23 protein-coding genes are annotated in these 21,048 nt (G+C 49.4%); 22 read left to right on the top strand and 1 reads right to left on the bottom strand.

What is annotated here, in order from left to right:
- Positions 1 to 10: 10 nt before the first annotated feature.
- The 21 genes from ACLTD4_RS04295 to ACLTD4_RS04195 all read left to right on the top strand — a co-directional run bounded on the left by ACLTD4_RS04295 (position 11) and on the right by ACLTD4_RS04195 (position 18,985).
- Positions 11 to 2,191 (top strand): protein translocase subunit SecDF, encoded by a 2,181-nt coding sequence (locus ACLTD4_RS04295; RefSeq protein WP_055654948.1) that lies wholly within the window; start codon positions 11 to 13, stop codon positions 2,189 to 2,191.
- A gap of 9 nt (positions 2,192 to 2,200) precedes the next feature.
- On the top strand, positions 2,201 to 3,343 hold the full coding sequence (tgt, locus tag ACLTD4_RS04290) for a tRNA guanosine(34) transglycosylase Tgt (RefSeq protein WP_002601550.1): 1,143 nt from the start codon (positions 2,201 to 2,203) through the stop codon (positions 3,341 to 3,343).
- A 54-nt stretch (positions 3,344 to 3,397) separates the two neighbouring features.
- Positions 3,398 to 3,694, top strand: coding sequence for a preprotein translocase subunit YajC (yajC, locus tag ACLTD4_RS04285; RefSeq protein ID WP_002601549.1), 297 nt, complete (start codon positions 3,398 to 3,400; stop codon positions 3,692 to 3,694).
- Positions 3,695 to 4,091: 397 nt separating this feature from the next.
- Positions 4,092 to 4,250, top strand: coding sequence for a hypothetical protein (locus ACLTD4_RS04280; protein ID WP_412331145.1), 159 nt, complete (start codon positions 4,092 to 4,094; stop codon positions 4,248 to 4,250).
- A gap of 58 nt (positions 4,251 to 4,308) precedes the next feature.
- A complete protein-coding gene (mtnA, locus tag ACLTD4_RS04275) occupies positions 4,309 to 5,358 on the top strand; it encodes an S-methyl-5-thioribose-1-phosphate isomerase (RefSeq protein ID WP_242356193.1) in 1,050 nt (349 codons plus the stop codon).
- Positions 5,359 to 5,436: 78 nt separating this feature from the next.
- Entirely contained in the window at positions 5,437 to 6,210 is a 774-nt protein-coding gene (locus ACLTD4_RS04270) for a DeoR/GlpR family DNA-binding transcription regulator (RefSeq protein WP_002601547.1), read from the top strand.
- Between the two features lie 34 nt (positions 6,211 to 6,244).
- Positions 6,245 to 7,366 (top strand): BMP family lipoprotein, encoded by a 1,122-nt coding sequence (locus tag ACLTD4_RS04265; RefSeq protein WP_242356191.1) that lies wholly within the window; start codon positions 6,245 to 6,247, stop codon positions 7,364 to 7,366.
- Between the two features lie 19 nt (positions 7,367 to 7,385).
- On the top strand, positions 7,386 to 8,954 hold the full coding sequence (locus ACLTD4_RS04260; RefSeq protein WP_320922584.1) for an ABC transporter ATP-binding protein: 1,569 nt from the start codon (positions 7,386 to 7,388) through the stop codon (positions 8,952 to 8,954).
- A complete protein-coding gene (locus ACLTD4_RS04255; RefSeq protein ID WP_002601544.1) occupies positions 8,944 to 10,005 on the top strand; it encodes an ABC transporter permease in 1,062 nt (353 codons plus the stop codon). The genes ACLTD4_RS04260 and ACLTD4_RS04255 overlap by 11 nt, the downstream gene beginning before the upstream one ends.
- Positions 10,006 to 10,017: 12 nt before the next feature.
- On the top strand, positions 10,018 to 10,950 hold the full coding sequence (locus tag ACLTD4_RS04250; RefSeq protein ID WP_002601543.1) for an ABC transporter permease: 933 nt from the start codon (positions 10,018 to 10,020) through the stop codon (positions 10,948 to 10,950).
- A 19-nt stretch (positions 10,951 to 10,969) separates the two neighbouring features.
- The gene (locus ACLTD4_RS04245) at positions 10,970 to 11,701 is read left to right on the top strand and encodes a nucleoside phosphorylase (protein WP_002601542.1); all 732 of its coding nucleotides are present in this window, start codon (positions 10,970 to 10,972) and stop codon (positions 11,699 to 11,701) included.
- 14 nt (positions 11,702 to 11,715) lie between these two features.
- Positions 11,716 to 12,795 (top strand): Gfo/Idh/MocA family protein, encoded by a 1,080-nt coding sequence (locus ACLTD4_RS04240; RefSeq protein ID WP_002601541.1) that lies wholly within the window; start codon positions 11,716 to 11,718, stop codon positions 12,793 to 12,795.
- The gene (locus ACLTD4_RS04235; RefSeq protein ID WP_242356186.1) at positions 12,792 to 13,274 is read left to right on the top strand and encodes a cupin domain-containing protein; all 483 of its coding nucleotides are present in this window, start codon (positions 12,792 to 12,794) and stop codon (positions 13,272 to 13,274) included. Before ACLTD4_RS04240 ends, ACLTD4_RS04235 begins: the two co-directional genes overlap by 4 nt.
- 9 nt (positions 13,275 to 13,283) lie before the next feature.
- Positions 13,284 to 13,907 (top strand): YczE/YyaS/YitT family protein, encoded by a 624-nt coding sequence (locus ACLTD4_RS04230; RefSeq protein WP_117622837.1) that lies wholly within the window; start codon positions 13,284 to 13,286, stop codon positions 13,905 to 13,907.
- Between the two features lie 2 nt (positions 13,908 to 13,909).
- The gene (locus ACLTD4_RS04225) at positions 13,910 to 14,581 is read left to right on the top strand and encodes a class II aldolase/adducin family protein (RefSeq protein WP_412331144.1); all 672 of its coding nucleotides are present in this window, start codon (positions 13,910 to 13,912) and stop codon (positions 14,579 to 14,581) included.
- Between the two features lie 124 nt (positions 14,582 to 14,705).
- Positions 14,706 to 15,083 carry a YegP family protein gene (locus ACLTD4_RS04220; protein WP_055654979.1) on the top strand — a complete coding sequence of 126 codons (378 nt, stop codon included), beginning with the start codon at positions 14,706 to 14,708 and terminating at the stop codon, positions 15,081 to 15,083.
- Between the two features lie 156 nt (positions 15,084 to 15,239).
- On the top strand, positions 15,240 to 15,686 hold the full coding sequence (locus ACLTD4_RS04215) for a MarR family winged helix-turn-helix transcriptional regulator (protein ID WP_002601536.1): 447 nt from the start codon (positions 15,240 to 15,242) through the stop codon (positions 15,684 to 15,686).
- Positions 15,687 to 17,069: an MATE family efflux transporter gene (locus tag ACLTD4_RS04210; protein ID WP_055654981.1), complete on the top strand. Its 1,383-nt coding sequence runs from the start codon at positions 15,687 to 15,689 to the stop codon at positions 17,067 to 17,069.
- Positions 17,066 to 18,130, top strand: coding sequence for a 1-aminocyclopropane-1-carboxylate deaminase/D-cysteine desulfhydrase (locus ACLTD4_RS04205; protein WP_242356180.1), 1,065 nt, complete (start codon positions 17,066 to 17,068; stop codon positions 18,128 to 18,130). Before ACLTD4_RS04210 ends, ACLTD4_RS04205 begins: the two co-directional genes overlap by 4 nt.
- Positions 18,131 to 18,146: 16 nt before the next feature.
- The gene (locus tag ACLTD4_RS04200) at positions 18,147 to 18,593 is read left to right on the top strand and encodes a GNAT family N-acetyltransferase (RefSeq protein ID WP_025530117.1); all 447 of its coding nucleotides are present in this window, start codon (positions 18,147 to 18,149) and stop codon (positions 18,591 to 18,593) included.
- 41 nt (positions 18,594 to 18,634) lie between these two features.
- Complete coding sequence (locus tag ACLTD4_RS04195; RefSeq protein WP_117622854.1) at positions 18,635 to 18,985, top strand: inorganic pyrophosphatase; 351 nt, start codon at positions 18,635 to 18,637, stop codon at positions 18,983 to 18,985.
- 127 nt (positions 18,986 to 19,112) lie between these two features.
- Here the strand turns inward: ACLTD4_RS04195 and ymfI are convergent, their stop codons facing one another.
- A complete protein-coding gene (gene ymfI / locus ACLTD4_RS04190) occupies positions 19,113 to 19,844 on the bottom strand; it encodes an elongation factor P 5-aminopentanone reductase (RefSeq protein ID WP_002601531.1) in 732 nt (243 codons plus the stop codon).
- A 248-nt stretch (positions 19,845 to 20,092) separates the two neighbouring features.
- Here ymfI and trxB point away from each other — a divergent pair, with 248 nt between their 5' ends.
- Entirely contained in the window at positions 20,093 to 21,013 is a 921-nt protein-coding gene (gene trxB / locus ACLTD4_RS04185) for a thioredoxin-disulfide reductase (protein ID WP_117634496.1), read from the top strand.
- The last annotated feature ends 35 nt before the right edge of the window (positions 21,014 to 21,048 follow it).

Here is a 21,048-nt window from a genome sequence, read left to right as displayed (position 1 = left end):
GAGAAAAGTCATGAAAAGTAACAAAGGCAAAGGCCTGATCGGGCTGATTATTGCTCTGGCTCTGGTAGGACTGTTCGGATATTTTGGATATACTACCATGAATGACATTAAGCTGGGCCTCGATCTGGCAGGCGGTGTCAGCATTACGTACCAGGCAAAGGAAGAGAACCCGACTGCCGAGGATATGTCGGATACCATTTACAAACTGCAGCAGAGGGTTCAGAATTACAGTACAGAGGCTGAGGTCTATCAGGAAGGCAGCAACCGTATCAACGTCGATATTCCAGGCGTATCGGATGCCAATGCAATCCTGGAAGAGCTGGGCAAGCCAGGTTCCCTGATCTTCGTCGATGAAGCCGGGCAGACCATCTTAAACGGCAACCAGGTTGCCACCGCGAAGCCGGTTATCACCGACGAAAACGGCATTAAGAAGTATATGGTTGATTTAACCTTTACCGACGACGGAAAAACCGTATTTGCAGATGCGACGACAAAGAATGTGGGCAAGAGAATCGCCATCATCTATGACGGCAAGATCTACTCTAACCCGGTCGTTAATGAGCCAATTACACAGGGCCAGTGCCAGATCAGCGGCATGACTTCCTATGAAGAGGCGGAGACGCTGGCTTCCACTATCCGTATCGGCTCCCTTTCCCTGGAGCTGGAAGAACTTCGTTCCAACGTTGTAGGCGCGAAGCTTGGCCAGGAAGCCATTTCCACCAGCTTAAAGGCGGGCGCAATCGGATTCGGCATCGTAGCCGTGTTCATGATTATCGTATATTTAGTGCCGGGTCTTGCGGCCGTGATCGCACTTTCCTTATACGTAGGCCTGATTCTGATCCTGCTTTCCGCGTTCAGTGTGACCCTGACACTTCCGGGTGTGGCCGGTATCATCCTTTCCATTGGTATGGCGGTTGATGCCAACGTTATTATCTTTACACGTATCAAAGAGGAGATCGGCCTTGGAAAGACGGTTCAGTCCGCCATCAAGTCGGGCTTCAACAAAGCGCTGTCCGCCATCATCGACGGCAATGTGACCACCTTAATCGCAGCCGGCGTACTGTTCTGGAGAGGTTCCGGTACCGTTAAGGGCTTCGCTTCCACGCTGGCCATCGGTATCGTGTTATCCATGATCACCGCGCTGTTCATCACCAAGTTCATTCTGAATGCCCTGTTTAACTTGGGATTTCAGGATCCGAAGTTCTACGGAACGAAGACGGACAAGAAGACCATCGATTTCCTTGGAAAGAGGAAGATCTGGTTTGCAGTATCTTTACTGGTAATCGTAATCGGTCTTGGCGGCCTTGTGGTCAACAAGACACAGACCGGCGATATCTTAAACTACAGCATGGAGTTTAAGGGCGGTACCTCAACAAATGTAACATTTAACGAGGATATGTCACTGGAGGATATCTCTTCCAAGGTGGTTCCGGTTGTTGAAAATGTGACCGGCGACGCACAGGTTCAGACGCAGAAGGTTGCGGGAACCAACGAAGTAATCATTAAGACAAAGACGTTATCCGTTGAGGAGAGACAGAACTTAGACCAGGCAATGGTAGATAATTTCGGCGTAGAAGCCGAGAAGATCACGGCGGAGAGCATCTCCGGTGCGATCAGCAAGGAGATGAAGCAGGATGCATTTATCGCTGTTATCATCGCCACCATCTGCATGCTGCTGTATATCTGGTTCCGCTTCAAAGATATCAAGTTTGCAGGAAGTGCCGTACTGGCGCTGCTTCATGACGTGCTCGTTGTGCTGACCTTCTATTCTCTGTTAAAATGGTCTGTCGGTTCCACCTTCATCGCATGTATGCTGACGATTGTCGGTTATTCCATCAACGCCACCATCGTTATCTTCGACCGTATCCGTGAGAATTTAAAGGTGAACAGCAAGATGGAGCTTTCCGAGATTGTAAACTTAAGTATCACACAGACATTTACAAGAAGTATCAATACTTCTCTGACCACGTTCATCATGGTATTCGTGCTGTTTATTCTCGGTGTGTCCTCGATTCGTGAGTTCGCACTTCCTCTGATGGTTGGTATCGTATGCGGTACGTATTCTTCCGTCTGCATCACAGGTTCCTTATGGTATGTGATGACGATCTACAAGAATAAGCATATGGAAGAGAAAAAGGCTGCTGAAAAAGCGGCTAAGGCAGCAGCGAAGAGCTCAAAAAAATCAAAGTAAGGAATCAGAATGAATTATAAAATTATTGCTAAGGATGGCCGTGCAAAACGGGCGGAGGTTTCCACCGTGCACGGAACCATCCAGACTCCGGTATTCATGAATGTCGGTACGGTTGGCGCCATCAAGGGAGCGGTCTCCACAGATGATTTAAAGGAGATCAGAACCCAGGTAGAGCTGTCCAACACGTATCACCTTCATGTGAGAACCGGTGATAAGTTAATCCGGGAATTCGGCGGACTCCATAAGTTCATGAACTGGGACCGTCCGATTCTCACGGATTCCGGCGGATTTCAGGTCTTTTCCTTAACCGGGTTAAGGAAGATCAAAGAGGAAGGCGTCTACTTCCAGTCTCATATCGACGGCCACCGTATTTTCATGGGGCCGGAGGAGAGCATGCAGATCCAGTCGAATCTGGGTTCCACCATCGCTATGGCGCTGGACGAGTGTCCGCCCCACCCGGCGACCAGGGAATATATGCAGAACAGCGTTGACCGGACCACCAGATGGCTGGAGCGCTGCAAGGTGGAGATGGCCAGACTTAACAGTCTGCCGGAGACCATCAATCAGGAACAGCTGTTGTTCGGCATCAACCAGGGCGGAACGTATGAAGATATCCGCATCGAACACGCGAAGACCATTTCCGCCATGGATTTGGACGGATACGCGCTGGGCGGCCTGGCGGTCGGCGAGAGCCACGAGGAGATGTACCGTATTTTAGATGAAACCGTGCCGTACCTTCCGGAACACAAGCCAACTTATTTAATGGGTGTCGGAACGCCGGCCAATATCCTGGAGGCGGTGGACCGGGGCGTGGATTTCTTCGACTGTGTCTATCCGTCCAGAAACGGCCGCCATGGCCATGTCTATACCAATCAGGGCAAACGGAACTTATTTAATTCCAAGTATGAGCTGGATCACCTCCCCATCGAAGAGGGCTGCGGGTGTCCGGCCTGCCGTTCCTACAGCAGAGCTTATATCCGGCATTTGTTAAAAGCAAAAGAAATGCTCGGGATGAGATTATGTGTCTTGCATAATTTGTACTTTTATAATACAATGATGGAAGAGATTCGCGACGCAATCGAACAGCACCGTTATGCAGAGTATAAAGCGGAAAAGCTTGCCGGCATGACGGCGGTACAAGCAGAGAAGTAAGGACAATGATACCGTAGCGAGGCGGCGGATCGTTATATAAGGAGGAAATGATTTATGGCATTAGCAACCAGCGGCGGCATGGGCATGGGATTCTGGATTATTTATATCGCGGTAATCTTCGGCTTTATGTATTTTATTGCAATCAGACCGCAGAAGAAGGAAAAGAAGAAACAGCAGGAACTGCTTTCAAGCATTGCTATTGGTGACAGCGTTTTGACTACCAGTGGTTTCTATGGCGTTATTATCGATATGACTGATGATACCGTGATCGTAGAGTTCGGCAATAACAAGAACTGCAGAATTCCGATGCAGAAGGCTGCCATCGTTCAGGTGGAGAAGCCGGAGGTTTAAGAGGCAGCCGCACTCGATGGAATGACCGGGCGCGAATGAAAGCAAGATATAAAATTGAAAAAGTAGAATCAGTGTAAAGAGCTGGCTGCCAAGAATCAATGAATTGATTCTTGGCAGCCAGCTTTTTTCGCGTTAAGGGAACGGGATCTCTGGCCTGATGTCTCTTCGCACATGAATGTTAAAAAATAACAACCAAATCCTGCCAATTTGAGGTAATCAAACAAAAAAACTTGCCATTTCTGTAGAAACAGGGTAAAATATCCCAATAGGCCATCCCCCTATAACAAAAATGTGTTTAAAAACAACAAAATATATGTTGACTTCGAACATTTAATGTGATACTATCTCGGTATAGATGTTAGAAACAAACAAAAAGGGAAAGGAATTGAGAAATAACATGAGAGAAATTATCACATTAAAATGGGAGAAGGGGAATTTGCTTCTGTTAGATCAGACACTCCTGCCAAATACGGTTACATATGCAACATGTAAAACCCTGGAGGATGTCTATCAGGCGATTCAGACCATATATGTTGACTTCGAACATTTAATGTGATACTATCTCGGTATAGATGTTAGAAACAAACAAAAAGGGAAAGGAATTGAGAAATAACATGAGAGAAATTATCACATTAAAATGGGAGAAGGGGAATTTGCTTCTGTTAGATCAGACACTCCTGCCAAATACGGTTACATATGCAACATGTAAAACCCTGGAGGATGTCTATCAGGCGATTCAGACCATGATTGTCAGAGGCGCACCGGCTATCGGCGTATCGGCCGGATACGGTATGGTGCTGGCTGCCAATGCCTTTGATGGAACGGACACGGCTGCGTTTATGGATTTTTACAGGGAGCAGGGAGAATACTTAAAGTCTTCCCGTCCTACCGCGGTGAACTTAATGTGGGCCGTAGACAGAATGGTAGAGAGAGCAGAAGCTCTTGCCGGTGAAGGACAGCCTCTTGAGGCTGTAAGGAAGGGACTGGAAGCGGAAGCTGTGGCGATTCATGAAGAAGACAAGCAGACAAACCGGAACATTGGAACGAATCTGCTCAGCCTTTTAAAGGATGGGGACACTGTACTCACCCACTGCAACGCGGGAAGTCTGGCAACATCGGAATATGGAACCGCACTGTCTGTATTCTATATGGCTCAGGAGAAGGGAATGAATATCAAAGCCTTTGCAGATGAGACGAGACCAAGGCTCCAGGGAGCCAATTTAACCGCTTTTGAACTGGTAGAACACGGGGTGGATGTGACGCTGATCTGTGACAATATGGCTGCAGTAGTTTTATCACAGGGGAAAATCAATGCTCTTATCGTAGGCTGCGACCGTGTAGCTGCTAATGGAGATACGGCGAACAAGATAGGAACCTTCAGTGTCAGCGTTCTGGCCAATCAGTTTCACGTACCGGTCTATATCGCGGCGCCGACAACCACGATTGATATGGAGTGTCCAACCGGAAAAGAGATCCCGATCGAAGAGCGAAGCAGGGAGGAGGTCCTTCGCATAAACGGGGAATACATTGCCCCGAAGGAAGTAAAGACATACAATCTGGCATTTGATGTAACACCGGCCGAGTATATTACGGCCATTGTAACCGAGAAAGGAATCGTGTATCCTCCTTTCCGTGACAATTTAGAGATACTAATGAAAAAATAGGGAAGAGGTGAAAGGAAGCTGCCTTTCATTTCTACCGGAAACGCCAAAATGCAGGCGTTTACATGAATGGAGGCAGGTATGAAGACATTTACCGCAGAAGAAAGAAAAAAGTTTATTCTGGATTACGTGAAGGAAAATGAGTTCGTGGACATCACTTATCTAAAGGATACGCTGCTGGTATCTGAGATGACGATCCGGAGAGATTTAAAGAAGCTGGAAGAGGACAACAGCCTGGTGAGAGTGCTGGGAGGCGCGAGAAGCATACCGGGAGGCACGTATGAAGATCCGGTGGATAAGCGGGTGAAGTTTCATGCAGAGGAGAAGGACAGGATCGCCAGATACGCGGCATCTTTGGTGGGTGAAGGAGAATCCATCTTCATGGATGCCAGCAGCACGGTGTATGCCATGGCGGATTACTTAGAGGTGCACGCCACGGTGATCACCAATAACATCAGTATATGCATGAAGCTGAAGGACAAAGAGAAGATTGACGTGATCCTGATCGGAGGAAGTTTGAGAAAGAGCGCCATGTCGCTGGTAGGGACCGAAGCGGTTCGTATGCTGGATAATTATTACGTGGACAAGGCATTTCTTTCCTCCAAATCGGTGGATGAGAAGCATGGTATTTCCGATGCCACGAGAGATGAGGCAGAGGTTAAGAAGGCGATGATCAAGGCCAGCGAGGAAGTGTATTTCCTGATGGATCATCACAAGCTGGCGAGCAGAGCTTTTTACAAGGTCTGTGACCTGGAAGAGATTACGGAGCTGATTGTAGATGCTTCGGAAGAAGAGTATGTAACAGAATTTACGGAAGAATGCAGAAAGAACAACAAACATATTCACTGTGTCTGATAAGATACAGCAAAAGGAGAAGGAGAGAACAATCATGAAGAAAGTATGGGCAATCTGTTTAACGGCAGCTTTAACGGCAGGACTGCTTGCAGGATGCGGCGGCGCAAAGACATCAGATACGGCTGGGGAGAGCGTATCGACAGAGACACCTGCCGGAGAGGAAAAGAAAGAAGGGGATTTAAGCGTGCTTCTGCTCGTTCCGGGTACTCTGGGAGACAAGTCTTTCTTTGATTCCGCCAATGCAGGTCTGGCACTGATCGAAGAGAACTACAGTGCCAGCACAAAGGTTGTGGAGATGGGAACGGATATCACCAAGTATTCCGCCACACTGGAAGACGTTATTAATGAAGGCTGGGACATCATTATCACGGGCGGCGTCAATATATCCCAGCCGCTTCAGGAAGCGGCAGAGGAGTATCCGGATCAGAAGTTTATCTTATACGATGAGAGCGTGGATTTCTCCGACGGAGCTAATTCCAATATTTACTGCATGACATATAAGTGCTATGAAGGCGGCTATCTGGCGGGTGTGCTGGGCGCCTCTGCTTCTAAGACAGGACAGCTGGGATTTGCCGGCGGATTTGACATTCCCCTCATTAATGACTGGCTGGTAGGCTACATAGAAGGCGCGAAGGTGGTAAATCCGGATATCAAGATTAACACAGGCTATATGAACAGCTTTACGGACGCGGCCAAGGGAAAAGAGATCGGTATTGCATTATATAACGCAGGAGCCGACATCGTATTTCAGGCGGCAGGCGGCGCAGGTCTGGGCGTTCTGGATGCGGCCAAGGAGACCGGCAATCATGCAATTGGAACGGATTCAGATCAGTCAGAACTGTTCTCCAGTGACGAAAAGAAGGCGGATGCCATCTATGCATCTATCTTAAAACGGGTTGATATCTCCATTGACAAGGCAGTTGGCGATTATCTGGACGGAAAACTGGAATTCGGCACAGTAAAGACGTATGGACTGTCCGACGGTTGTATTGAAATCACGGACAACAGTTGGTATCAGAAGAATGTACCTGCGGAAGCGAGAGAAAAGGTAGCGGAAGCGAAGCAGAATATTATTGACGGAAAAGTTGAAATCAGAAGTGCATTTGATATGACAGATGAGGAAATCGCATCATTAAAGGGCGAAGTTCAGCCATAAGCGCAGAGGGGTGATACGGATGGAGCAGGCCAGAGAAATATTAAGCATGAAGAACATCACAAAAGTATACGGCAACGGAGTTTTGGCCAACTCTCATGTGGATTTTTCTGTATACAGAGGAGAGATCCACGCCCTGATGGGGGAAAACGGAGCCGGAAAATCGACGCTCATGAAGATCCTGTTCGGAATAGAACAACCGGATGAAGGTACGATAGAGCTGGACGGAAAACCGGTAAAGATCGCTTCCTCCGATGATGCCCTGCGTCTCGGTATCGGGATGGTACACCAGCATTTTAAGCTGGTGTCTTCCCTTACCGTGGCAGAGAATATTGTGCTGGGAAAGGAACCGAAAAAGAACGGTTTTCTGGATCGGAAAAAGGCGGTTGAAATTACCAGAGCGCTTTCGGAGCGTTTCCGGTTTGATGTGGATCCGACGGCAGCCGTCAGTGATTTATCGGTTGGAAAGAAGCAGAAGGTCGAGATTTTAAAGGCGCTGTACCGTGAAGTTAAGCTGCTTATTTTAGATGAGCCGACGGCGGTGCTGACACCTCAGGAGACGGAGGAACTGTTTGAGCAGCTAAACAAGCTGAAGGAATCGGGCCTTACCATTATCTTTATCTCTCATAAGCTGAATGAAATAAAAGAGATCTGTCAGAGGATCACCATCATGCGCCATGGAAAAGGCGTGGGTACTTATGATGTTACAGGTCTGACAGTGGAGGACATCTCGAAATTGATGGTGGGCCGTGACATTATTTTGAAGGTAGAAAAAGGACCGGCGAAACCGAAGGAAACGAGACTGTCTGTCCGGAATTTAAGCTGTAAAAATGAGGTGGGCAGACAGGTGCTTAACCGTGTCTCTTTCTCTGTGCGCTCAGGAGAAATTCTGGGAATTGCCGGAGTGGAGGGCAGCGGCCAGGAAGAACTGGTGGAACTGATTACCGGTATGAGGCATCTGGACAAACGAAACGGAGAAGTGATGATCGGTACGGACCAGACGGCGGGCTGTTCTGTCAAGGAGATCAGGCGAAAGGGGATGTCCTATATTCCGGAGGACCGCATGGTCTATGGGGCCGCGGGACACGTGACTATCCGGGAAAATATGATTTCCAGTATCTGTGATTCCGAGGAAGTGAATTCCGGGCTGTTTCTGAATAAAAAGAAGATCGACCGCTGGGTGGAGGCAGGGATTCGTGATTACGATATTCGTTGCGGAAGTCCTCTTGATGAGATTGGCATGCTGTCGGGTGGAAATATGCAGAAAGTGATCGTAGCGCGGGAGTTTTCGGCAGAACCGTCGATTCTGATTGCAGATCAGCCGACGCGCGGCGTCGATGTGGGCGCGATTGAGTTTATTCACAAAAAAATTGTGGAAATCCGTGACAGAGGCTGCGCAGTCCTTCTGGTTTCCGCGGATTTGAATGAAATTCTGGAACTTTCGGACAGCATTATTGTCATGTGCCAGGGGAAAATATCAGGATACTTCCCCCAGGCCAAGGAAATGACTGAAGAAGAGCTGGGATATTATATGCTCGGCGTGAAGCACCAGTCGGAGGAAGACTTAAGGAGGGCCTGCTGTGAAGAATAAGAATAAAATCATGTCCCGGTTTGAACTGTTAAGAACCCTTCTGGCTGTCGGAATTGCCGTTGTATTTGCGGTAGTAATCATCTTTTTGGTGAGCAGTCAGCCTTTGGAGGCCATCTACAAGTTCTTTGTGGCCCCGCTTACTTCATTCCGTTATATTGCCAATATTATTGAGCTTATGACTCCGCTGCTGTTCACGGGACTGGCGGTTACATTCATTCTCCAGACGAAGGTTTACAACCTTGCAGTGGAAGGCATGTTCTATGCGGGAGGTCTTGCGGCTGCCCTGGCGGCGACCCTGCTTAAGATGGGACCTGGAATTCATGCTTTTACAGCCCTGTTTGCAGGACTTGCCGCCGGAGCACTGATCGCATTTCTGCCGGCGATTTTAAAACTGAAGTTTGAGGCAAACGAAATTGTTTCCTCTCTGATGTTAAACTACATTACCTTCTATATTGGTGATTTCCTCTTAAAGACTTATATGAAGGACCCAAAGAGCACACACGTAGCTTCCCTGAAATTTGCGAAGACGGCAAGGCTGTTTGAATTTACCAGAGGTATCCATTTCGGACTTGTGATCGCGGTGGTCCTTGTGATTGCTGCATGGCTGTTCCTGTACCATACAAAATGGGGATATGCCATCCGCATGTGTGGGGAGAACAAAAACTTTGCGAAGTATTCTGGCATCGGAGTGACGGGGACGATACTCCTGTCCCAGATTATTGGAGGTGCCATTGCCGGTCTGGGCGGAGCAGCCTATATGATGGGATCACAGCAGCGTTTTAACTGGGAGTGGCGGTCAGGATATGGCTGGGATGGTCTGATCATCGCTATCATTGCGAGAAACAACCCGAAGTTTGTTCCGGTTGGAGCGTTTCTTCTTGCTTATTTAAGAATCGGATCCGATATCATGAGCCGTGGAACCGATGTGCAGAATGAAGTGGTGTCCATCATACAGGGCGTGATCATTATCCTGATTGCAGCTACCGGTTTCCTTGCCGGATATAAGAAGAAACTGACTGTGAAAATGACGAGAGAAGCGGCTGACGCATAAAGGAGGAGCAAAATGAAAATATTGGAGATTGTTACATCGGTCAGCTTCCTGTTTTCGATCATCCGCATGACGACACCGATTTTGTATGCGTCCATGTCTTATCTGGTAGCGGATTTAGCAGGTGTTACAAACATTGGAATTGAGGGAATGATGCTGACCTGCGCCCTGATTGGCGTAGTAGCCAGCGCTGCGTTTGGAGGCAATGCATTTCTTGGCTTTACGGCGGCCGTCGTCGTAGGCGCATTGCTGGGAATTTTAATGTGCTTTATTGTTACTAAGCTAAAAACAGATCCGACCATTACAGGCATTGCCTATAACCTGACGGCCGCTGGAGGAACCGTATTTCTTTTGTATCTGGCGGTAGGGGAGAAAGGGATATCTTCGTCTTTAAAGAGCGGTGTGCTTCCTCAGGTGAATATTCCTGTGATTAAGGATATTCCGGTCCTGGGAACTGTGGTGTCCGGGCACAATGTACTGACATATGTGGCTGTCCTGCTGATCATTGTACTCAGTATATTCTTATATAAGACCTCTCTGGGGCTTCATATCAGAAGCTGCGGCGAGAATCCGGAAGCGCTGGAGTCTGTGGGCGTGCATGTGCTGCAGGTGAAATATATTGCTCTGGCAATCAGCGGCATGCTGGCAGCTATGGGGGGCGCCTACATGTCCATGGGTTACGTATCGTACTTTGTAAAAGATATGACGGCAGGCAGAGGCTTCATTGCGATTGCCGCCGCCTCGCTGGGAGGCAACAAACCGGTGCCGACACTGCTTGTCTGCCTGCTGTTCGGAGTTGCAGATGCCTTCGCGGTCAATCCGGGAACGCAGAATATGGGAATTCCGACGGAGCTGGTCAGCACCATTCCGTATATTGTAACAGTAATTGTACTTGTAATTTACTCTTATAAAAAAATGAATGATAAGAGAAGAGCAGCAGTGGCCTGATGAGAAAGGAAGATAAAAAATGGAGAAGATTGTACCAATTATAGATATTCCCTATAACAAAATTGCAGAGAGAGTCATCGCCTGCGGTGATCCCGCCCGGGCGGAAAAGATATCAAAACGGCTGGAAAACGTGGAAGTAGTGGCAAAGAGCCGGGAATACTGGACCTTTAACGGAACCTACAAGGGAGTGCCTGTGACGGTATCATCCCATGGCGTGGGGGGAAACGGAGCCTCTGTAAGCTTTGAAGGACTGATTCTGGGCGGAGCAAAAGTTATTATCCGTGTTGGAACCTGTGGGACTTTACAGAAAGATATGCCCCAGGGAGCGCTGATTATCGCCACGGCCGCGTGCCGGGACGACGGAATCACTCCTCAGTTTATTCCGATTTCCTATCCGGCGATAGCGTCCATGGATGTGGTAGCGGCCATGCAGGAAGCGGCAAAGGAAATTAATCCGGAAGCGAGAACCGGAATCATCACGACATCGGGTCTGTTCTATACCGGTCTGATGCCTACAAATAACCGGCTGTTTTCGGAAGCCGGAGTTCTGGCTATGGAAAATGAAGCATCGGTCCTCTTTGTTATCGCATCGGTGAGAGGCATAAAATCCGGCTGTATTGTAGCGGCAGATGGCCCATGCTTCGAATTTGTAGGCTCCGAGGAGTTTGATCACTATCCGGAGAAGATGGCGAAGGCCGTGGAAGATGAGATTACAATTGCGCTGGAAAGTATTATTAAGGTGGAAGTATAAGGAGGCAGAATCATATGAAGACAGGAATCTGGGGAGCCGGCAACATTGCCCATACCCATGCGGAAGCGCTGAAGGCCAGCGGAATTTTAATAGGAGCTATCGTCGATGTCAGTGAGGAGAAGGCAAAGGCATTTGCCGAAGAATTCTCCATTGAAAAGTGGGGAACGGATTCTTCCATTCTTTTCGATGATGAGATTACAACCGTCCATGTGTGCACACCGCCGAACCTCCATTACGATATGGTTATGGAGCTTCTGGACCATAAGAAGAACGTGCTGTGCGAAAAACCTCTGTGCTTTGAGGACAGCCAGGCGGAGGAACTGGCCAGGCGTGCGAAAGAGTGCGGAGTGGTCTGCGCAATTAATTTTAACGTCAGATTCCATATGGCATGTCAGAAGGCAAGAAAACTGGTGGAATCGGAAGAATTCGGCCGTGTAAATGTGATCCACGGTAACTATTTGCAGGAGTTCAATGCATTTCCTGCGCCTGTGGACTGGCGATACAACACGGTTCTGGCGGGCCGGATGCGCGCAGTGACGGAGATCGGGACGCACTGGCTGGATATTGCCCAGTATATTTCCGGCCGGAAGGTGAAGGCGCTTTCCGCCAACTTCGGGCGTTTTTACCCGAACCGGTATGTGGAAGACCGTATCATGTATCCGGATTCCGGAGATGGAAAACGGACGGAGACGATGGAGGTCTGCTCCGAAGATGCGGCAGCCATTAATTTAAAATTTGACAACGGAGCGATCGGAACGGTGCTCTTATCAGAAGTGTCCCAGGGCAGAATCAACCGGATCACCCTGGAGGTGACAGGAGAAAAGAAGAATCTGTGGTGGAATTCAGAGGACAACAATATCCTGAACACGGCTGTCAAGGGAAGCGGTGTGAACTCGGAGATCTTCGGTTTTGGCAACGGTTTTATGGATACCTTCCGAAGTCTTGTGGACAGCTTTTATGATGATGTAAAGCGGGGCTGTGTGTCGGAAGCACCGGTTTATCCTACCTTTTTTGAGGGAAGGGATATTGTGAAGCTCTGTAATGCGATGCTTGAGAGTGCGGATTCGGATGGAAAGTGGGTTGTGGTCGAATGATAGAATCTATAATTGAGGAACTGAAACTCGTACCGCTCACTGGAGAAGGCGGCATGTACCGGTATCTCTATGCCGGTGAGAAGGACGCTGCGGGAAGGGAGTCTTACAGCTCCATCTACTATCTTTTGACGGAACACTCCTTTTCCCATATGCACAGGCTGAAAACCGATGAAATCTACCATTACTATATGGGGGATGGGCTGGAGCTTCTTCTCCTGTATCCGGATGGAACATCGGAGATCAAAGTTCTGGGGACACGTCTGTCTGATGGGGAAGTCCCGCAGTTTCGGGTTCCGGCAGGCGTATGGCAGGGGTCGGTTGTGGCTCACGGCGGGAAATACTGTCTGGCGGGAACGACGATGGCACCGGCGTATCTGCCGGAGGATTACGAACATGGTGATATGGAAACGCTGTGCGCCGGATATCCGGACGCCGAAGCCGCCATCAGACGGCGCTGCGGCGAAGCCATTGCGCGATGAGGACACGATATGATTAAAAAATGGAAAGAAATTCTGATGGTCATCGTTGGTTCCATGATGATGGGAGCCAGCATTGATCTGTTTGTCCAGGCAGACTTTGGACTGGACCCGCTGTCACTGTTTCAGGCGGGACTGGGACGCGTTCTGCACCTGTCTCTGGGAACCACATCCCAGGTGCTGATGATTTCCATCATTATCCTTCTGTTCTTTATCGACAGGAAACGGATCGGAATCGGTTCTATCTTAAACAGCGTGCTGGTAGGTGCATTTATCAAGTGGTTTTCCCCGGTGATCTGTACGGGAGGAGGAACTGCGGCGGGACGCCTTTTGTGCCTGCTGGCCGGTCTGATTCTCATGGGGGTGGGGATCGGAACGTATGTGGCGGCGGGGCTTGGCGAGGCAGGAATGGATGCCATGATGATGTATTTATCCGGAAAGCTTAAAAAGAATGTCAATGTGACAAGAATAACCATCGATATACTGCTTTCCATCACCGGTTTTCTTCTGGGAGGAAAGCTGGGAGGCGCCACGGTGGTCTCCATGCTGGTAAATGGTTATATGATCCAGTTCACCATTGAGCTGATTGGACGATTCAGAAGAAATAAGGCTGTAATAGAAATAGGAGGGCAGTAAGTATGGGGTATATGACAGAAAAAGAAGCCAGGAGCGTACTGACAGACCTGGGAAGGCGTTCTTATGAGCGTGCCTATGTTGCGGCCAATGACGGCAATATCAGCTGCAGGATTTCAGCGGATACGATTCTGATTACTCCCTCCGGTGTCTCCAAAGGGTATATGACGGACGATATGATGGTGAAGGTATCGCTGGACGGCAGAGTGCTGACAGAGGGGAAACCTTCCTCAGAGATGAAGATGCATTTGAGAATCTACCGGGAAGATCCGGAGATTCATGGTGTTACGCATCTCCATCCTCCGTTTGCGACCGCGTTTTCGGCGGCAGGGATTCCCTTAAAACGGGCAATTCTAACGGAAGCCGTGATGGCAGTGGGGGTGGTCCCGGTTGCACCGTACGCCCTTCCGGGAACGGAAGAAGTACCGGAATCCATCGCCCCGTTTATTCATGATTACAATGCCGTGCTTCTGGCTAATCATGGGGCGCTGAGTTGGGGAAAAGATGTGTACCAGTCTTTTTATTTCATGGAATCCGTGGAACAGTGCGCCAGAATTCAGCTGTATTTGAAAATGCTGGGAAGCAGCGGAACTCTGAACAGAAGTCAGGTTGACCGGCTGATGGAAATGCGAAAGGTATGGGGAATCGACAGAGGTGGTATTCCTGTCACCGAGTGACAGCTGTACCGGGAGACCGGAAGATAACAAAACGGTAAAAATAAGATGTTTTCTGTAAATAGATGCCGGCCTTCGCTCACGTATGCTATAATCCCCATAAAAAAGGACGAAAGAAGGTCCAGCAATGGGGAAATTTGTAATCTACAGGAAAAATTCCGGCTACGATTTTCATTTAAAGGCCGCCAACGGGGAGACGATCGGGACATCGGAGATCTATACGAAAAAGGACGCATGCGTGGACGGCATCGAGAGCGTGATCCGGTGCGCAGAGGCGGCGGAGATTGAAGACCAGACCGTCAGAGGATATCTGGCACAAAAGAATCCGAAATTTGAGATTTATCAGGATCAGAAGGGGGGATACTGCTTCCGGCTCCTTGAAACGAGCGGGCAGATAATCCTGGAATCCCAGGCATACACCGCGAAGGCCAGCTGCCGGAACGGAATCCGCAGCGTCAAGGTAAACGCCCCGAGCGCGGAAGTGGAGATGGACGAAATACAATAAAACAGCAGTGACAGGAAGACTCTGTCTTCCCGATGGAAGCCCCGCTTATGGGCCGTATCGGGAAGGCGGGGTCTTTTTCCTTGACAGAAGAGAATTTCTTGTATATAATTCAAAAGTGAACAGTTCAAAAATGAACAATATTAGAAAGGTGAAATCATGGAGCAGAAAGATGAGGGCTACTTTGCCTACTATGCAAAGATAGACAAGGTATACAGAAAATTGTGTGCCCTGGAAGTGGCGGAATACTGTTTTACCCCCAACGAAATCGTGGTACTGATGTTTCTGGCCAACAATCCCGGTTATGACAGCGCGTCGGATATCGCTCATTTCCGCAATATTTCCAAGGGACTTGTGGCGAAATCCGTGGAGACACTGTGCGAGAGAGGCTATCTAAAGGCGGGAAAGGATTTAAAGGACAGGAGACTCATTCATCTGTCCCTGACGGAGAAAAGCGACGACATTGTGACGAGACTCAGAAAATGCCGCCAGGAATTTGCAGGAAAGCTGTATGATGGCGTACCGCGGGAAGATATGGAGGCCATGGCGCGTACGACTAAGGTAATCAATCAGAATCTTGACGATATCTTGAAAGGAATGAAATAAATGGAACCGAAAAAAGGAAAAGAGAATGAACTGGGGACCGAGAGCGTCGGAAAGCTGCTCTTCCGGCTGTCTATGCCCGCCATTGCGGCACAGGTGATCAATGTTATGTACAACATGGTAGACCGTATGTATATCGGCCATATTCCGGGAGTCGGAGCGGCAGCCCTGACGGGAGTCGGCGTTACGATGCCGGTTATCATGGCGATCACCGCATTTGCCTATTTTATCAGTATGGGAGGCGCGCCGCGTTCCTCTATCATGATGGGGAGAAATGAGAAGGAGAAGGCGGAGAAGATCCTGGGTAACTGTACCACGATGCTGGTGGTGCTTGCCCTGATCCTGACTGCAGTCTTCCTGTTCTGCGGGCGTTCCATCCTGCTGTTGTTCGGGGCCAGTGAAAATACGATCGGGTATGCCTGGGATTACATGAAGATATATGCGCTGGGAACCATTTTCGTACAGCTGGCGCTGGGGCTGAATGCATTTATCACTGCCCAGGGCTACGCCAAGACCAGCATGTATACCGTGCTGATCGGAGCTGTCTGCAACATTATTCTGGACCCTATCTTTATATTCGGTCTGAATATGGGCGTGAAGGGGGCCGCGCTGGCGACAATCCTTTCCCAGGCGGTCTCCTCCATCTGGGTGCTGCGCTTCCTCACTTCGGAGAAGAGCTCGCTGCGCATCAAAAAGAAGAGCCTGAAGCTGGAGGCAGGCATTATTCTTCCCTGTATGGCATTGGGAACATCGCCGTTTATCATGGCGTTTACGGAAAGCATCCTGTCCGTCTGCTTCAATTCATCCCTGCTTCGCTACGGCGGAGACGTGGCGGTAGGCGCCATGACGATACTGAGCAGTGTCATGCAGTTTTCCATGCTTCCGCTTCAGGGACTGACCCAGGGCTCCCAGCCCATCGTCAGCTTTAACTATGGGGCTGGCAGCGCGGACCGCGTGAAGAAGACGTTTAAGATCCTGTTCCTCTGCTGTATTGGCTATTCCACGCTTCTGTGGGCGCTGTCCATGTTCTTCCCGCAGATTTTCATCATGATCTTTACCAGCGATGCCGCGCTGACGGAATATACGCGCTGGGCGATCCGGATTTATATGGCGGTTTCCCTGATGTTCGGTGCACAGGTGGCCTGCCAGCAGACCTTTATTGCGCTGGGAAATGCCAAGGTATCCGTATTTCTGGCGCTGCTGCGCAAGGTATTTTTACTGATCCCGCTAATCTTTATTCTTCCGCGTTTTATGGAGAATCAGACTATGGGCGTGTTCTTAGCCGAACCGGTCGCAGATTTCTGCGCTGTTTGTGTTACCGTGGCCATGTTCAGCGTATCTTTTAAAAAGATTATTGCCAGAATGGAAGGAGCAAAAAAGCAATGAGTATGACAGCAAAAGAAGCGGAGAAATTATTTGAAAAACTTCCCAAGGCGGAACTGGGATTTTTCCCGACGCCGTTTTACCGGCTGGACCGGCTTTCTAAGGAACTGGGAGTGAACCTCTATATCAAGCGTGACGATTTTACCGGCATGAGCCTGTTCGGGGGAAATAAGGTGCGCAAGCTCCAGTATCTGATGGGGGACGCCATGAGCCGCGGCTGTGAGTACGTCTTCACCTTTGGGGCGACCCAGTCAAACCACGCCATGCAGACGGCGGCCGCGTGCCGGCGCTGCGGTTTAAAACCGGTGCTGTATCTGGTCGCCATTGTGAAGCCGGATGAGGATGATCTGAGGGCCAACCTGCTTCTGGACCGCATCATGGACGCCGAGGTTCACATCGTGGAGATTCAGGCGGGAGAGACAGAGGAAGAGGCGGAAGACCGGGCCGTCATTCTTGCGAGAGAACACATGGCCCGCTTAAATAAGGAAGCCGGCAGACACGTCTGCTATGAGGTACCCATGGGCGGAGCCAGCCCGGTGGGATCTGTGGGATTCATCGAGGGATACGTGGAGCTGGAGAAGCAGCTGTCCGCCATGGATATCCAGGCCGATTACGTCTTCCATGCCACCGGAACCGGCGGTACGATGGCTGGTCTGGCCGCAGGACGGAACCTGGTCGGTTCTGAGACTGGGATCATTTCCATCAATGTCAGCGCCAAGGACCCGGAGTATCCGAAGCGGACGGCCGCTCTGGCCAATGAGAGCCTAAAGCTGATCGGAGCCGGAATCACGGTGGATGCGGAGCGGGATATCTGCACCGATTTAAACTATTATCTGCCCGGCTATGAGATTCCCAACGAGGCGGCCTCCGAGGCGATTAAGCTTCTGGCGGTGAAGGAAGGGCTTCTCACAGACCCGGTCTATACGGGAAAAGCCTTTGCGGGTATGCTGGATTACATTAGGACTAAAAAGGTTCCGGCCGGAAGTAATGTGGTATTCTGGCATACGGGCGGGGCTACAGCGTTATTTGCGGAGAAGGAGATACTTGGAGACTTAAGCAAATGAGTTTATGAGGGAGTCTATGGAAATTAAACGCATAGAAGAAAATAAAAAACAGTTCATGGATTTGCTTCTGCTTGCGGATGAGCAGGAGTCCATGATAGATAAATATCTGGAACGAGGAGATCTGTTTGCCCTGTACGATGACGGCTTGAAAAGCATATGCGTGGTCACGGGTGAGAGCCCTGATACATGTGAACTTAAAAATATCGCTACATATGAAGCGTGGCACGGTAAGGGATATGGCAGCAGGCTCATTCAGTATATATCAGAATTTTATAAAGAGAAGTATAAGACCATGATTGTGGGAACCGGCGATCTCCCTTTTATTCTGCATTTTTACGAGAAGAATGGTTTTTGCCTTTCTCACAGGATTCATAACTTTTTTACAGACAACTATGACCATCCGATGTTTGAGGATGGGATACAGCTTGTGGATATGGTTTACTTAAAGAAGGAGTTAGCGTAAAAGTAGTGATTTAAGAAAACATGATGCTGCGAGGTGGGGCTATGGAAACAAGTGATGGTTTTTGGAATGCGATTGATAAAATCGTGAGTGAATCAAAAATTGTTATAGATAGACCAAAAGGAACGGCTCATCCGAGGTTTCCCGATTTTGTTTACAGAGTTGATTACGGTTATTTAGAGAATACGTCTTCAATGGATGGAGGAGGCATCGATGTATGGGTGGGAACAGATGAAAGAAAGCAAATTGATGCAATCATGTGCATTGTTGATTTAATGAAACGTGATTCGGAAATAAAAATCCTGATTGGCTGTACAGAAGCTGAAAAGGATATCGTTTATCAAACGCATAACGAAACCGATTATATGAAAGGAATACTCATACGCAGGTTATGAGTATTAAAAGTCAAGCAGCAAGAGGGAGAGGAATTAATACCAGGAATTACATAAAAAACATGAAAAATTACTAAAAAAGGAGTACCGCGCAAATAATAAGCCGCCGTACTCCTTTTCCCTTACACCTCTAAATCCATCCCCCATCCAACCCAATGATCTGACCGGTCAGATAAGAATTCTTATATCCCAGGTGGTAGACCAGATCGGCCACCTCCTCCGCCTGTCCAAGGCGTCCGGCGGGAATCTCTTCGATCAGGGCGATGAGTTCGTCCTCTTCCAGGAAACGGTTCATCTCCGTATCAATGGCGCCGCACGCAACCGCGTTCACCTGGACGTTGCTGGGAGCCAGCTCCTTGGCCAGCGCCTTGGTGAAGGCGTTGATTCCGCCCTTTGTCGCTGAGTAGGCGACCTCGCAGGAAGCGCCGGAGACGCCCCATACGGAGGAAATGTTGATGATCTTTCCCTGCTTCTTCTCCACCATACCGGGAACGGCCAGTTTGCAGCAGTTGAAGACTGAGGTTAAATTGGTCCGTATGATCCGGTCCCAGGATTCCGTGCTCATGTCCTGTAAGAGGCCGATATAGGAAATCCCCGCGTTGTTTACCAGGACGTCAAGCGTTCCAAACTGCTTCCGGATCTGATCGAACAGAATCCGGCACTGCTCCATGTCGCCCATGTCGCCCATGTAGGCGAGGCAGGAAATCTGATACGATTCCAGCTCTTTTTTCGTCTGCAGGAGTCTCTCTTCGCTGTGAAGGCAGTTGATTACCACATTATATCCTTTTTTTGCAAATTTTACCGCAATGGCTTTTCCGATTCCTCTGGAAGCGCCCGTAACCAGCACTGTTTTTTTTGCCATGAAAATCACCCTTTCTTTTAATCCTGGTAAGCCGGATCGATCCCGTCTTCCGTCACCTCTATTTTACCAAAGGTAATTTTTTAATTCAATAGGATTTGAGACTTAGTCACAAAAGAAAACATTGCATACTTAGAAGAGAGTGCGATATAATGAGACTATGAATTATTTCATGACAAATATTCCCGGCGGCGGAATCGTGGGATTGCGTACCGCGGCGGAAGAAATGATACAGGAAGGATGGAAATTAAATGGGAAAGATTTACGATGTGGTAATTATCGGTTCAGGTCCGGCAGGACTTACGGCGGCAATCTACGCCAAGCGTGCGGAGCTGGAGACCGTTGTCATTGAAAAAGAGGTTGCCAGCGGCGGCCAGGTGCTCAACACCTACGAGGTGGATAACTATCCGGGGCTTCCGGGAATCAACGGATACGACCTGGGCATGAAGTTCCGGGAGCACGCGGATAAACTGGGCGCGGAATTCGTGACCGATGATGTGGTGCGTGTGGAGAAGGCGGACGGCCTCTTTACCGTAACCTGCGCGGAGGAAAGCTATACGACGAGGACTGTCATCATCTCGACCGGCGCCAGCCACAGGAAGCTGGCGGTCCCGGGCGAAGAGGAGCTGACCGGAATGGGCGTGTCATACTGCGCCACCTGCGACGGAGCATTCTTCCGCAACCGTGTGACAGCCGTGACCGGAGGCGGAGATGTTGCCATCGAGGATGCGATCTTCCTTTCCAGAATGTGTAAAAAGGTATATCTGATTCACCGCAGAGACGAACTGCGCGGCGCCAGGACTCTTCAGACCCAGCTGTTCTCACTGGATAACGTGGAAGTGCTGTGGGATACCGTAGTGGAGAAGATTAACGGAGCAGACCAGGTGGAATCCATTACAATCCGGAATGTGAAGACGGAAGCCTCCGGGGAGCTTCCGGTTGACGGCGTGTTCATCGCAGTGGGAATCCATCCGCAGAGCAGCGCTTTCGACGGCCTTGTGGAGATGGATCACGGATACATTAAGGCGGGAGAGGACTGTGAGACATCGGTTCCCGGTATCTTCGCAGCCGGAGATGTGAGAACAAAGCAGTTAAGACAGGTATCCACTGCTGTGGCGGACGGAGCAAACGCCATCACCAGTGTGGAACGCTATCTTACGGTCAATTCTTAAAACAGACGTTTACCAGATGCGCCTGATTCCATTCA

The organism is Hungatella sp., from assembly GCF_046966825.1.
The sequence above is the reverse complement of the archived record's forward strand: the minus strand, read 5'-3'. Positions and strand labels throughout refer to the sequence as shown.

Bases quoted from the DNA above. Each gene is read 5' to 3' on its own strand.
- ACLTD4_RS04225 (WP_412331144.1), top strand. From the start codon at position 13,910: ATGGGGTATATGACAGAAAAAGAAGCCAGGAGCGTACTGACAGACCTG.
- ACLTD4_RS04270 (WP_002601547.1), top strand. From the start codon at position 5,437: ATGAAGACATTTACCGCAGAAGAAAGAAAAAAGTTTATTCTGGATTAC.
- ACLTD4_RS04205 (WP_242356180.1), top strand. From the start codon at position 17,066: ATGAGTATGACAGCAAAAGAAGCGGAGAAATTATTTGAAAAACTTCCC.
- tgt (WP_002601550.1), top strand. From the start codon at position 2,201: ATGAATTATAAAATTATTGCTAAGGATGGCCGTGCAAAACGGGCGGAG.
- ACLTD4_RS04210 (WP_055654981.1), top strand. From the start codon at position 15,687: ATGGAACCGAAAAAAGGAAAAGAGAATGAACTGGGGACCGAGAGCGTC.
- trxB (WP_117634496.1), top strand. From the start codon at position 20,093: ATGGGAAAGATTTACGATGTGGTAATTATCGGTTCAGGTCCGGCAGGA.
- ACLTD4_RS04230 (WP_117622837.1), top strand. From the start codon at position 13,284: ATGATTAAAAAATGGAAAGAAATTCTGATGGTCATCGTTGGTTCCATG.
- yajC (WP_002601549.1), top strand. From the start codon at position 3,398: ATGGCATTAGCAACCAGCGGCGGCATGGGCATGGGATTCTGGATTATT.
- ACLTD4_RS04260 (WP_320922584.1), top strand. From the start codon at position 7,386: ATGGAGCAGGCCAGAGAAATATTAAGCATGAAGAACATCACAAAAGTA.
- ACLTD4_RS04250 (WP_002601543.1), top strand. From the start codon at position 10,018: ATGAAAATATTGGAGATTGTTACATCGGTCAGCTTCCTGTTTTCGATC.
- mtnA (WP_242356193.1), top strand. From the start codon at position 4,309: ATGAGAGAAATTATCACATTAAAATGGGAGAAGGGGAATTTGCTTCTG.
- ACLTD4_RS04245 (WP_002601542.1), top strand. From the start codon at position 10,970: ATGGAGAAGATTGTACCAATTATAGATATTCCCTATAACAAAATTGCA.
- ACLTD4_RS04235 (WP_242356186.1), top strand. From the start codon at position 12,792: ATGATAGAATCTATAATTGAGGAACTGAAACTCGTACCGCTCACTGGA.
- ACLTD4_RS04265 (WP_242356191.1), top strand. From the start codon at position 6,245: ATGAAGAAAGTATGGGCAATCTGTTTAACGGCAGCTTTAACGGCAGGA.
- ACLTD4_RS04295 (WP_055654948.1), top strand. From the start codon at position 11: ATGAAAAGTAACAAAGGCAAAGGCCTGATCGGGCTGATTATTGCTCTG.
- ACLTD4_RS04280 (WP_412331145.1), top strand. From the start codon at position 4,092: ATGAGAGAAATTATCACATTAAAATGGGAGAAGGGGAATTTGCTTCTG.
- ACLTD4_RS04215 (WP_002601536.1), top strand. From the start codon at position 15,240: ATGGAGCAGAAAGATGAGGGCTACTTTGCCTACTATGCAAAGATAGAC.
- ACLTD4_RS04240 (WP_002601541.1), top strand. From the start codon at position 11,716: ATGAAGACAGGAATCTGGGGAGCCGGCAACATTGCCCATACCCATGCG.
- ACLTD4_RS04200 (WP_025530117.1), top strand. From the start codon at position 18,147: ATGGAAATTAAACGCATAGAAGAAAATAAAAAACAGTTCATGGATTTG.
- ymfI (WP_002601531.1), bottom strand. From the start codon at position 19,844: ATGGCAAAAAAAACAGTGCTGGTTACGGGCGCTTCCAGAGGAATCGGA.
- ACLTD4_RS04220 (WP_055654979.1), top strand. From the start codon at position 14,706: ATGGGGAAATTTGTAATCTACAGGAAAAATTCCGGCTACGATTTTCAT.
- ACLTD4_RS04195 (WP_117622854.1), top strand. From the start codon at position 18,635: ATGGAAACAAGTGATGGTTTTTGGAATGCGATTGATAAAATCGTGAGT.